The organism is Pectobacterium hainanensis (assembly GCF_046237015.1).
Taxonomy (GTDB): Bacteria; Pseudomonadota; Gammaproteobacteria; order Enterobacterales; family Enterobacteriaceae; genus JBJYIN01.
On sequence record NZ_JBJYIN010000016.1, the window covers coordinates 26,493 to 38,737 of the forward strand.

Annotated in this window: 10 protein-coding genes; 7 read left to right on the top strand and 3 right to left on the bottom strand. The window is 52.2% G+C overall.

What is annotated here, in order from left to right; translation table 11 throughout:
* Positions 1-123: 123 nt before the first annotated feature.
* Entirely contained in the window at positions 124-582 is a 459-nt protein-coding gene (rpiB, locus tag ACKPVM_RS15690) for a ribose 5-phosphate isomerase B (RefSeq protein ID WP_409310462.1), read from the bottom strand.
* 544 nt (positions 583-1,126) lie between these two features.
* On the opposite strand from rpiB, the gene ACKPVM_RS15695 reads away from it, so the two are divergent.
* The 7 genes from ACKPVM_RS15695 (at position 1,127) to maeB (ending at position 10,682) form a co-directional block, all read left to right on the top strand.
* A complete protein-coding gene (locus tag ACKPVM_RS15695; RefSeq protein WP_409310464.1) occupies positions 1,127-2,509 on the top strand; it encodes an MFS transporter in 1,383 nt (460 codons plus the stop codon).
* A gap of 1 nt (position 2,510) precedes the next feature.
* Positions 2,511-4,283, top strand: coding sequence for an L-erythrulose kinase (lerK, locus tag ACKPVM_RS15700; RefSeq protein ID WP_409310466.1), 1,773 nt, complete (start codon positions 2,511-2,513; stop codon positions 4,281-4,283).
* Positions 4,280-5,059, top strand: a complete 780-nt coding sequence (gene lerI, locus ACKPVM_RS15705; RefSeq protein WP_409310468.1) for an L-erythrulose-1-phosphate isomerase — start codon at positions 4,280-4,282, stop codon at positions 5,057-5,059. Before lerK ends, lerI begins: the two co-directional genes overlap by 4 nt.
* A 16-nt stretch (positions 5,060-5,075) precedes the next feature.
* On the top strand, positions 5,076-5,912 hold the full coding sequence (locus ACKPVM_RS15710; RefSeq protein ID WP_409310470.1) for a sugar phosphate isomerase/epimerase family protein: 837 nt from the start codon (positions 5,076-5,078) through the stop codon (positions 5,910-5,912).
* 37 nt (positions 5,913-5,949) lie between these two features.
* A complete protein-coding gene (locus tag ACKPVM_RS15715) occupies positions 5,950-6,813 on the top strand; it encodes a phosphogluconate dehydrogenase C-terminal domain-containing protein (protein WP_409310472.1) in 864 nt (287 codons plus the stop codon).
* A 322-nt stretch (positions 6,814-7,135) separates the two neighbouring features.
* Positions 7,136-8,098, top strand: a complete 963-nt coding sequence (locus tag ACKPVM_RS15720; RefSeq protein ID WP_409310474.1) for a sugar-binding transcriptional regulator — start codon at positions 7,136-7,138, stop codon at positions 8,096-8,098.
* A 304-nt stretch (positions 8,099-8,402) separates the two neighbouring features.
* On the top strand, positions 8,403-10,682 hold the full coding sequence (gene maeB / locus ACKPVM_RS15725; RefSeq protein WP_409310476.1) for an NADP-dependent oxaloacetate-decarboxylating malate dehydrogenase: 2,280 nt from the start codon (positions 8,403-8,405) through the stop codon (positions 10,680-10,682).
* Positions 10,683-10,758: 76 nt separating this feature from the next.
* On the opposite strand, the gene ACKPVM_RS15730 is transcribed toward maeB, so the two are convergent.
* A complete protein-coding gene (locus tag ACKPVM_RS15730) occupies positions 10,759-11,211 on the bottom strand; it encodes a YaiI/YqxD family protein (protein WP_409310478.1) in 453 nt (150 codons plus the stop codon).
* Positions 11,211-12,140, bottom strand: a complete 930-nt coding sequence (gene hemF / locus ACKPVM_RS15735; protein WP_409310480.1) for an oxygen-dependent coproporphyrinogen oxidase — start codon at positions 12,138-12,140, stop codon at positions 11,211-11,213. Before hemF ends, ACKPVM_RS15730 begins: the two co-directional genes overlap by 1 nt.
* Between the last annotated feature and the right edge of the window lie 105 nt (positions 12,141-12,245).

Sequence of the window (12,245 nt, forward strand, 5' to 3'; positions counted from 1 at the left end):
GTGGGCAGAATGACATGCGCTTTTTCTGATTGCTGCAATTGGAAAAGAGTCTGGAGGGGGATTCGCCACTGGCGGTGGCGTGCCTACGCGAATCCGCGGCCCGTTTTAGCTGGCCAACCGTGCTTAACGGGCATTTTCCTGATGCTCGTAATAGCTGATCTTTTCAACCTTTGGCGCAGAACCACCGCCTTCAAACTCAGACTCCAGCCAGGCGCCAACGATCTCTTTTGCCAGTTCAGGGCCGATAACCCGGGCACCCAGAGCGATCACCTGCGCATCGTTACTTTTTCTGGCTCGTTGAGCGGAATAGGTGTCATGACACTGAGCAGCGCGAATGCCATTGACCTTATTCGCCACGATACTCATGCCGATCCCGGTGCCGCATAGCAGGATCCCACGCTGGTGTTTGCCGTCTTTAATCGCATGCGCCAGCGTATAGGCGACATCGGGGTAGATCGGATTTTCCCCGGTGGGATCGTAGCTGTAGTCGGTTACCGTCAGCCCTTTCTGCTGTAAGTAATCAGTAATCGTGTTTTTCAGATCAATCGCGGCGCTGTCTGCACCAATTGCAATCGAGAGCATATCTATCTCCTGCCTGGCTGAGGGTCAAAGTGAGCCTGATATGTCGCTTTTGTTAGGTTATTTATAAAAAACATTAATAAACAACGATTAACGAGAATCTCTCTGCATGATTCTGTACATTTCCGGCCTTTTCATGGCTAAACATATACCGCTTTTTTCAAATGTTCAATGTGTGATTATTTGTTTTTTGTTTTATCCGAGAGGAAAAGGTGACTGAAAGAGTGATCTTTGTCACTTTTAGGGGTTTTAAGGCTATATTTTACCTTTTTGATACATATTTAGATCATGCTCACAATTTTCAAACAGAGAGATAGGCAAAAGATTAGGGCAAATATATCGTTCATATGTTCACAGTGTGTGTTAATGATCTAAATCTTTTAGAGGGCATAACAATGTGTCAGACCTGTATGCAAACGATAAAAAAGACAACAAATAACAAAGGTCACACCGGGCATCAAATGATGAAAGGGGATGGAATGCAGGAACAGCCTGGCGTAGAGGCAATGTCATGGAAGGGATTGACTACTGGTAGTAAGGGGGCTGTATGAGCAAAGTATCGGCTGCTGCAACGGCGGAACAATCTGCCACAAAACCGTCCACTACAACATCGTCTGCGGTAGAACGATCGGCCATTCGCAAAATATCCTGGCGTTTGGTGCCTTTCGTCGGCCTGATGTTCTTTATTAACTTCCTTGATCGTACCGCTATTTCGTTCGCGGGGCCGAATGGCATGAATACCGACCTCGCGCTAACCGTCGCGCAGTTCGGGCTCGCTTCCGGGATTTTCTTTATTGGTTATATTTTGCTGGAAGTGCCGAGCAATCTGGCTCTGCACCGCTTCGGCGCGCGTAAATGGCTGTCGCGTATTATGGTGTCGTGGGGCATCGTGTCGCTGTTGTTTACTTGGGTAAGCAGTATTGAGGGGCTGTATATTCTGCGCTTCCTGCTGGGGATTGCGGAGGCAGGGTTCTTCCCTGGCGCGATCTTATTCCTGAGTATGTGGGTGCCTGCCCGCTATCGCAGCAAAATACTATCGCTGTTCTATTTGGCTCAACCGCTGACGGTGGTGCTGGGTGCACCGCTGGCCGCCTGGCTGATTGAACAACACGGTTTGTTCGGTCTGTCCGGCTGGCGAGTCATGTTCCTCGGTGTGTCCGTTCCTGCCATTATCGTCGGTATCATTACCTGGTTCTATCTGGTGGATCGCCCAGCCGATGCCAAGTGGCTTAACGCCGATGAGAAGCGTTGGTTGGTCAATGAATTGGAAAGCGAACACGCTACCAAAAATCACAGCAAACACCCCAGCGTGATGACTGTGATGTTCAACAAACGTGTCTGGGTGCTGTGTCTGATTTACTTCGGCTTTATTTATGGTCTTTATGCGCTGGCGTTTTTCCTGCCCACGATTATCGCAGGTTTCCAGCAGCAGTTCGGTACGACGTTCAATGTTATGGATAAAGGGCTGATCACCGCCATTCCTTACCTGCCTGCGGCCATCGTGATGTATTTCTGGTCCCGAGATGCGACGCGCCGCGGCTGCCGCCCATGGCACATTGCCATCCCGGCTCTGACCGGAGCGATCAGCATTCCATTGGCGCTGTTTATGGAATCTCCTACGGCGACCATTGCGGTGATCACCGTAACGGCCTGTTCCATCTTTGCCGCGTTACCTAACTTTTGGACATTACCGACCCAGTTCTTGACCGGGGCATCCGCGGCTGCGGCTATCGCGCTCATTAATACCATCGGCAATGTTGCCGGATTCTCAGCTGGATACATCACCGGTGCGGTGCGGGGTGTAACGGGAACTTACGTACTCCCCATGATGATTGTCGGCGGGCTAATGCTGCTTTCCGCCGTGTTGATTGTTCTGCTCAGCCGTTCGGACCGGTTATCGAAAGCCGCATCAGCAACACAGGAGCATTGATATGACGTATTTGTTCAACCAGCCTTCCGCTTTTGCCCGGGAACTGACTGAAGGCTTTGTGGCGGCTCATGCTGACAAAGTGCGTCAGGTGCCTGGCGGCGTGGTCAGAAGTACTCGCAGTCGTGAAGGTGGGGTCGCTGTTGTGGTCGGGGGTGGCTCCGGTCATTACCCGGCATTTGCTGGGCTGGTTGGTCAGGGGCTGGCGCACGGTGCGGCGATGGGAAACCTATTTGCCTCGCCGTCTGCCCAGCAGATCTGCTCTGTCGCCCGTGCGGCACACAATGGTGGTGGCGTGTTGTTAACATTCGGGAACTATGCGGGTGATGTGTTGCATTTCGGACAGGCCAAGGCGCGTCTGAATGCAGAGGGCATTCCGTGTGAGTTGCTGGCGGTTACCGACGATATTTCCAGTGCGCCACTGAACGAATCGCAAAAACGTCGTGGCGTTGCGGGCGATCTGATGGTCTTCAAGGCCGCCTCTGCGGCGGCGGAAGCGGGTTACGATCTGGCTGCGGTCCTTGAGATTGCAGAACGTGCCAATCAGAGAACCCGTTCACTCGGTGTAGCCTTTTCTGGTTGTACGTTACCGGGCGCGGAACACCCGTTGTTCACAGTCCCCGAGGGGATGATGGCGGTGGGTATGGGGATTCACGGTGAGCCGGGCATCCGTGATGTACCTATTTCAACCGCCGATGAATTGGCCGAGCTTTTGGTCAGTTCATTGCTGGAAGAAGTGCCACAAGGGATTACGACGTTTTCCGGGCAGCGGATTAGCGTGGTGCTCAACGGCCTTGGCGGCGTGAAATACGAAGAGCTGTTTGTAGTTTATCGCCGGGTTTCGCAATTGCTGGTCGAGCAGGGGCTGACGGTGGTCGAGCCTGAAGTGGGAGAACTCGTAACCAGCTTCGATATGGCCGGTCTGTCGCTCACGCTGTTCTGGCTGGATGAAGAACTGGAGCGTTTCTGGCGTGCACCTGCCGATGCGCCTGCATTTCGTAAAGGCAGTATGTCCCCCGCTGAACCTTTGGCTGAGCGGACATTCACCACAGAACTGGATGTGATCCCAACCGCGACGGCGGCATCGAAAGCGGCGGCACACTGTGTTGCGGCAGCGCTGAATGCAGCGCGTGATGTTGTGCTGGCTAACGTCATAGAGTTGGGGCGTATCGATGCGATTGCCGGAGATGGCGATCACGGCATTGGCATGGAGCGTGGGGTGATTGCCGCTGCGGAAAAAGCGGCGGAGATGCTGGAGCAACATGCCGGTGCTGGGACGCTATTGCAACGAGCGGCGGATGCCTGGGCCGATCGAGCCGGGGGAACGTCTGGCGCAATCTGGGGCGTTGCGTTGAATGCACTGGGAACCGTATTAGGTGATGAACAACGCCCCGATGGTCGCCGTGTGGCAGATGGTGTGCGTCAGGCCAAAGAGAGCGTGATGCATTTCGGCAAAGCGAAGCCGGGAGATAAAACGCTGGTGGATGCCCTGATCCCGTTTAGCCAGGCGCTTACACAGCGCGTAGAAGCAGGAATGAGCTTGCCTGAAGCCTGGCGACAGGCCGCGCAGTGCGCTCAGAAGGCGGCCGATGATACGGCGCAACTGTTACCTAAAATTGGCCGCGCTCGCCCATTGGCAGAAAAAAGCCTGGGAACACCTGATGCAGGTGCGATATCGCTAGCCATGATCCTTGACGCAGTTTCGGCGGTGTTGAACAGCGAGACGACGTCGAGTGCTTCAAGTCAGACGGCCAAGCAAACGGAGAGTGGGCGATGAGTTCTCGCAAATTAACGTTGGGTGTCAGCCTGAAAATGTATTTTGGCTACCAGCAGACGCTTGACTGGTGCCAACACATTCAGGCGATGGTGGCACAGCATCCATTGGCATCACTGCCTTCGGTGAGGCTATTTGTTCTGCCTGCTTTCCCAACGTTAGCGCCCGTTGTGCAACGGTTTGCCGAATCACCTGTTCATGTCGGTGCACAAGATCTGCATTGGGCGGATAACGGTGCTTTCACCGGGGAAGTGAGCGGCACCATGCTGCACGAAATGGGGTGTCGCTATGTCGAAATTGGGCACGCCGAGCGCCGTCGCTATTTTGGTGAAACAGATGAACATTTCGCGCTGAAAACAGCGGCGGCCTGGCGCAATGGCCTAACCCCGGTGCTGTGCGTCGGCGAAGAGAAACGCGGTTCAGTACAACAGGCGATCGACACCTGTCAGGCTCAACTGGCGGCGGCGTTGGATCTGGCCCAGAAGCAACAACTGACGGGTGAGCTGATTCTGGCCTACGAACCACAGTGGGCGATTGGCAGCACGGAACCCGCACCGACGGCTTACATTCGCGAGGTGTGTCAGGTGTTAAAACAGTATTTGCCAACACTGACGGGCGTGCACGATGGGCGGGTCATTTATGGTGGTAGCGCGGGGCCGGGATTGCTTAGCCAATTGGGTGACTCGGCGGATGGCCTGTTTCTGGGGCGCTTTGCCCACGATCCGGTGGCGTTTAACGCCATTATGGATGAAGCCTTCACGCTTGGTTCGCAGGCGTAAGAGAGAGGAAATAAATATGGCAATCGGATTAAGTACTTATGCGTTCTTCTGGCGGGCTTCTGCTCGTGTGCCAAACCCACTGAGCGTGGAGGCGATGCTGGAGCAAACGGCAGAATCTGGCGCAGGTGTTTTCCAGATTTGTGATTACGCCGCTATCGAAACACTCTCGTCTGCCGAGCTGGAAAAATTACGACAACGTGCCGTCGATTTAGGCATCCAACTTGAGCTGGGGACGCGGGGATTAGATACAGCGCATCTGACGCGCTACCTCACGATGGCTCGTGCGCTGGATGTTCGCTTTATCCGGACGATGTTCAACACGGTGACGCACAAGCCAACGCAAGATGAAGCGTTAGCCTTGTTGCGCGAGGTGTTGCCTGAGTTTGAACGGCATCACATTCAACTGGGGCTGGAAACCTACGAGCAGGTAAAAACACGTGACGTATTGGCTGTGGTTGACGCTATCGACAGCCCTTCATTGGGAATTTGCCTCGATCCTGGCAACTGTGTGGCTGCGTTGGAGTATCCGCGAGAGGTGATCGAATTGACGGCTCCACGTGTAGTTAACCTGCATATTAAAGATTTTGCCTTTGCTCGCCAGGAGGGGTGGGTGGGCTTTACTTATTCCGGCTGTCTGCTGGGCACCGGACAGTTGGATTACGACTTGCTTCACCAGAGCGTCCGTCCGAACGAACGAAACATTAACCAGATCGTCGAGCATTGGCTGCCGTGGCAGGCCAACGCGGAAGAAACTTGCCGTCTGGAAGAGAGCTGGACACGGCATAGTTTGAACTATCTGTATGCACGAAATCCGTCTGCCGGTCGCCTATCACCGACAACACATTCTCTTTAATCCGTTTTTATTATGGCAAATCCGAGGAGTAACAATCATGGCTGCTGAATTGAAAACCATTACTGTACTGGGCGCTGGCGGCAAAATGGGCATGCGCATCTCTGCCAATTTTCAGAAAAGCGATTACCAGGTGTTTTACTGCGAGAACTCGCCACGTGCGCAGGAGCAAGTGGTTGCCGCAGGCAGGGAGCTGTCTGTTGCTGAACAGGTTATTCCTGAAAGCGACGTGGTAATTTTGGCTGTGCCAGATATTGCGCTAAAAGTGGTCTCAGAACTTGTCGTTCCACAAATGAAAAGCAACGCGGTTCTGCTGACGCTGGACCCCGCGGCGGCCTATGCCAATCTTATCGCCAAACGTGACGATATCGATTATGCCGTTGCACACCCTTGCCATCCTTCCGTATTCCTGGATCGTTTTACGCCGGAAGAGCATGCCGATGCGTTTGGCGGCGTAGCGGCACCACAACACGTTGCCGCATCTTATGAGACGGGGAGCGATGAGCAGAGAGCGGCATTGGCGGGGGTCGTTAAAGTGATGTATGGCCCGGTGATTGACGTGCATTGGGTGACGGTAAAACAATTGGCCTATCTGGAACCGACGCTGGTTGAAACAGTGGCCTGTATGGTTGGCACCTTGATGAAAGAAGCATTGGATGAAACCATCAACACGATTGGCGTGCCGGAAGCCGCAGCGAAAGCCATGCTTTATGGTCACATTCAGATCGCGTTGGCTGTGGCTTTCCGCAGTACGAATCCGTTCTCGGATGCATGTATGATCGCCATTGATTACGGCAAAGAGAACATCATCAAACCGGACTGGAAGAAGATTTTTGATGAGAAAGAACTCGATCTGGTGATTGCACGGATGCTGAAAATTGATTCAATAAAACGCGATAATTAAAGATCGATTAGACTGTAAGCATTGGGTTAGCAATACTTACCGTTGACCTGCCAGTTGCTGGGGAATGCTGTGACGGCGACTAACACTGCTGTCCGGATTTTCCCCAGAAGCCTAACCTATTAAGTGAATCACCGAGGTGATGACTTATTTTTTTCGTATGAATGCCGATATCAAGGATATGAGTATCGGGGTTGAGCGTCTTTCTCTGGCATGTGACAATTCACTATACGAGCATTTTCATCTCATCTGTATGCACAGGCCATTTTCGTCTGTATCAGCAGCATAATGACTGCATAACCTTGCGTAAGGAACTTATTACCGGATGGAAAAGCAACCAGGATCTCAGGAGAGTGAACTTCTGACGGAAATTGCCGTAGCCTATTATCAGGATGAAATCACTCAGGAAGAGATCGCAAAGAAGTTTGGTATTTCACGTATTAAGGTTGGTCGTTTGCTCAAGCGGGCAAAGGAAGAAGGGATTGTTGAAATAACCGTGCGTTATCACCCGGTATTCAGTACCCGACTTGAGCAACAAATGCTTGAGCGTTTTCCAATAAAACGTGCGTTGATTGCTCTGGATTATCAAGATGAAGAGGAACAACGACGCCAGGTCGCCGCACTGGTTTCCAATCACCTGGCTCTGACACTGAAAGACGATACCGTAGTAGCCGTTGGTCAGGGGCGCAATGTGGCGGCGGTGGCCGATCACGTCAGTAATGTTACTGAGCGTAACTGTCGCTTCATTTGCGGTATTGGCGGAACGCATCGCCCTGGTGATGCGATTAATGCCGATCATATTAGCCGTCGACTGGCGAAAAAATTTGGCGGCAGTAGTGAAACGCTTTATTCCCCAGCTTATGTCGAAAACCGTGCGTTAAAAGACGCATTTATGCAAAATGGCACAATTAAAGAAACGCTGGATCGGGCCAGAAAAGCCGATATTGCGTTAGTAGGCATTGGTGATATGAACGAAAACAGCTATATGGTGAAGCTGGGTTGGTTCACACCGCATGAGATTATTGATGCGAGTCTTAACCAAGGCGTGATTGGTGATATTGCGGGTTATGATTTTTTTAATGCGCAGGGCCAGCATGTTGATACCGTCATGAACGATAGAGTGATTGGCGTCAGCATTGAGGAGTTGCACAAAATCCCTTGCGTTATTGCCATCGCGTCTGAAAACACCAAAGCATTGGCGATTCTCGGGGCATTACGCACCGGGGCAATTGATATCATTGCGACCAGTGCAGGCAATATCCGTACTATTCTGAACATGACGCAATAGTCTCTCTATATAATGTGTGGTGCTGCTTGCACCACGCGACTTCTGTAACAAGCCGCGATCCTCGACCGTTCTATCTGAATGGTTTGTACTGTTGAGCATGCCATTTCTCGTTTTGTCACCTCGCGATGACCGTTTGTTGTTGTGCTACCAGATGAACAAAAAATCACCCAATAAAATAACTATATTAATCTGCATTCACGTCCAGTTTTTGCCATCCTTCATAGTTTAACAATTTGCAAACACTATACTGGGTACTCTTGACCCTAGATGCATGACACAACAAAAACCGATAAAGGATTAAAAAATGGATGAACAACTAAAGCAAAGCGCGCTTGATTTTCACCAGTATCCGGTTCCGGGGAAAATTCAGGTTTCGCCAACCAAGCCACTGGCTACGCAGCGCGATCTGGCGTTAGCTTATTCTCCCGGTGTGGCAGCCCCCTGTCTGGAGATTGCTGAAGATCCGTTGGCGGCTTACAAATATACCGCTCGTGGCAATCTGGTTGCGGTCATATCCAACGGAACCGCCGTTCTTGGCCTTGGTAATATCGGTGCGTTAGCCGGTAAACCTGTGATGGAAGGCAAAGGTGTTCTGTTTAAAAAATTCTCGGGTATTGATGTATTCGATATTGAGGTCGATGAGCTGGATCCTGACAAACTGATCGATGTCATTGCAGCGCTTGAGCCAACGTTTGGCGGTATCAATCTGGAAGATATCAAAGCGCCGGAGTGTTTCTACATCGAGAGAAAACTCCGTGAACGCATGAAGATTCCTGTGTTCCATGACGATCAGCACGGTACGGCGATCATCTGTACTGCCGCCGTTTTGAACGGCCTGCGCGTGGTGGAGAAGAATATTTCCGATGTGCGTCTGGTGGTTTCCGGCGCGGGCGCGGCATCGATAGCCTGCCTTAATCTGCTGGTGGCATTGGGCATGCAAAAGCACAATATCGTGGTCTGTGACTCTCGCGGCGTGATTTATCAAGGACGTGACGAGAACATGGAGGAAAATAAAGCGGCGTATGCGATTGAGGATAATGGTGCTCGCAAGCTCGCTGATGCGATTCCTAATGCGGATATTTTCCTCGGGTGCTCTGGCCCTGGCGTATTAACACCGGAGATGGTGAAAACCATGGCACCGCATCCGTTGATTTTGGCGCTGGCTAACCCGGAACCTGAAATTCTGCCCCCGCTGGCAAAAGCCGTTCGTCCAGATGCCATTATTTGCACGGGGCGTTCTGACTATCCGAATCAGGTGAATAACGTGTTGTGCTTCCCATTCATCTTCCGTGGGGCGCTGGATGTTGGGGCGACGACGATCAACGAAGAGATGAAGCTGGCTTGCGTACACGCGATTGCCGATCTGGCGTTGGCGGAACAAAGCGAAGTCGTGGCGTCTGCCTATGGCGATCAGGATCTGTCATTTGGGCCTGAATACCTGATTCCAAAACCGTTCGATCCGCGGTTGATCATCAAAATCGCCCCGGCCGTGGCGAAAGCGGCGATGGATTCCGGTGTGGCGACACGTCCAATTGAAGATTTCGATGCGTATATCGAAAAACTAGCGCAGTTCGTTTACAAGACGAACCTGTTTATGAAACCGGTATTCGCGCAGGCGCGTCAGCAGCCGCGTCGGGTCGTGTTGGCGGAAGGCGAAGATCCGCGCGTGTTGCATGCCACGCAGGAACTGGTCACGCTGGGATTAGCGTTTCCGATCCTGATTGGTCGCCCAAGTGTTATTGAAAAACGTCTGCATAAATTGGGGTTGCAACTGACCATCGGTAAAGATTTTGAGGTGGTTAACAACGAATCTGATCCGCGCTTCAAAGAATACTGGAGTGAGTATTTCGAGATCATGAAACGTCGCGGTGTGTCGCAGGAGAAAGCACAGCGTGCGGTGATCGGTAACCCAACGTTGATCGGTTCTATCATGGTTCACCGTGGTGAAGCCGATGCCCTGATTTGCGGGACGATAGGGACGTATGAAGAACACTTTGATGTGGTGGAGAAGGTGTTTGGCTATCGTGACGGCGTCCATGTTGCTGGTGCAATGAACGCATTGATGTTGCCGAGCGGCAACACGTTTATTGCAGACACCTACGTCAATGCCGATCCAACGCCGGAACAACTGGCCGAAATCACGTTGATGGCGGCAGAAAGCGTGCGTCGTTTCGGTATTGAACCGAAAGTTGCACTGCTGTCGCATTCCAGCTTCGGTACTTCAGATTCTCCGACCGCGCGGAAAATGCGGGAGACACTGGCGCTGGTCAACAAGCTGGCACCAGAACTGGAAATAGATGGCGAGATGCATGGTGATGCCGCGCTGGTGGAAGCCATTCGTCGCGAACAAATGCCAGATAGCCCGCTGAAAGGCTCGGCTAATATCCTGATTATGCCGAATATGGAGTCTGCTCGTATCAGCTATAACCTGCTGAGAGTCTCTTCTTCAGAAGGCGTGACGGTGGGGCCGGTTCTGATGGGGATCTCGAAACCCGTACACATCCTGACGCCGATCGCTTCTGTTCGTCGAATCGTCAACATGGTGGCGTTGGCGGTTGTGGAAGCACAGACCCAGCCGCTCTGATTTTGACGGCGTTAGCCTATAGAGCCCGGTTTATTTAGCCGGGCTTTTTCCTGCCTTCATTCACCTATACTTGCGGTTACGGTTTACGCGTTTGTTGCAACCATTTATCCAGTTCATTGGCAAACTGCTGGCGGTCACGTTGGCTCAGGGCGTTAGGCCCGCCCGTTTGTATCCCGCTGGCCCGCATGGTGTCCATAAAATCTCGCATGTTAAGTCGTTCTCTGATGGTGTCCGACGTATAGCGTTCACCCCGAGGGTTCAATGCGGCACCGCCTTTTTCTATCACTTCTGCTGCTAGCGGAATATCAGCGGTGATGACCAAATCGCCCGTTTCAACGCGTCGGACAATCTCATTATCGGCAACGTCGAAACCAGCGGAAACACGCAGCGTGCGGATAAAACGCGACGGTGGTACTTTGATCGTCTGGTTAGCGACCAGCGTGACCTGTGTTTGTGTGCGATCTGCCGCGCGAAACAGCACTTCTTTGATGACGTTAGGACAGGCATCGGCATCGACCCAAATCTGCATTACTCTGTGACTCCGTGTTGATTATCAGACACCCAATCTCTGACGGGTAAAAAATCCCGATAAAGTGCCGCTTCAGGGCTATCAGGTTGTGGTTGATATTGGTATTCCCAGCGAGCCTGTGGCGGCATGGACATAAGAATGGATTCGGTACGTCCACCGCTTTGCAGGCCAAATAGCGTGCCGCGATCCCACACTAAATTGAACTCTACGTAACGTCCACGACGGTAAAGCTGGAATGCGCGTTCCCGTTCTCCCCACGGTAATGTTTTGCGGCGCTCGACAATCGGTAGATAGGCATCCAGAAAACCTTCCCCAACGGCGCGCATGAACGCAAAGGCGGTAGTAAAGTCGGGGGTGTTCAAATCATCGAAAAACAGACCGCCAACGCCACGAGCCTCATTACGGTGTTTCAGAAAAAAATACTCATCGCACCATTTTTTATACCGTGGATAGACGTCCTGACCAAAGGGGTGGCATAGGTTGCGGGCAGTCCTGTGCCAGTGTTCGACATCTTCCTTAAAACCGTAAAACGGCGTGAGGTCGAAACCGCCACCGAACCACCATACGGGCGCTTCGCCTGGTTTCTCTGCGACAAACAGGCGTACGTTGGCGTGGCTGGTGGGTACATAGGGGTTTTGCGGATGAATAACTAGTGAAACCCCCATCGCCTGATAACTGCGTCCTGTTAATTCAGGGCGATGTGCGCTGGCGGAAGGCGGTAGTGATGACCCTGCCACATGGGAGAAATTAACCCCCGCTTGTTCAAAAATGCTACCGCCGGTTAAAACCCGGCTTTCTCCACCACCACCGTCAGCACGCTGCCATTCGTCTTTGGCAAACTCGGCTGTTCCATCCGCGATCGTCAGTTGCTGGCAGAGTGTATCCTGAAAATTCAGCAGAAACTGTTTTACCGCCTGGATGTCTGGCATGTGTGTGTCCTGTTTTCTGGGCTCGTTGGGGCAATAAATGCGGCCAGTATAACGGTTATTGGCGGGCAATAAATAAGATCGCGATGCCTGTTAATCCTGATTATT

Bases quoted from the DNA above. Each gene is read 5' to 3' on its own strand.
- rpiB (WP_409310462.1), bottom strand. From the start codon at position 582: ATGCTCTCGATTGCAATTGGTGCAGACAGCGCCGCGATTGATCTGAAA.
- ACKPVM_RS15695 (WP_409310464.1), top strand. From the start codon at position 1,127: ATGAGCAAAGTATCGGCTGCTGCAACGGCGGAACAATCTGCCACAAAA.
- lerK (WP_409310466.1), top strand. From the start codon at position 2,511: ATGACGTATTTGTTCAACCAGCCTTCCGCTTTTGCCCGGGAACTGACT.
- lerI (WP_409310468.1), top strand. From the start codon at position 4,280: ATGAGTTCTCGCAAATTAACGTTGGGTGTCAGCCTGAAAATGTATTTT.
- ACKPVM_RS15710 (WP_409310470.1), top strand. From the start codon at position 5,076: ATGGCAATCGGATTAAGTACTTATGCGTTCTTCTGGCGGGCTTCTGCT.
- ACKPVM_RS15715 (WP_409310472.1), top strand. From the start codon at position 5,950: ATGGCTGCTGAATTGAAAACCATTACTGTACTGGGCGCTGGCGGCAAA.
- ACKPVM_RS15720 (WP_409310474.1), top strand. From the start codon at position 7,136: ATGGAAAAGCAACCAGGATCTCAGGAGAGTGAACTTCTGACGGAAATT.
- maeB (WP_409310476.1), top strand. From the start codon at position 8,403: ATGGATGAACAACTAAAGCAAAGCGCGCTTGATTTTCACCAGTATCCG.
- ACKPVM_RS15730 (WP_409310478.1), bottom strand. From the start codon at position 11,211: ATGCAGATTTGGGTCGATGCCGATGCCTGTCCTAACGTCATCAAAGAA.
- hemF (WP_409310480.1), bottom strand. From the start codon at position 12,140: ATGCCAGACATCCAGGCGGTAAAACAGTTTCTGCTGAATTTTCAGGAT.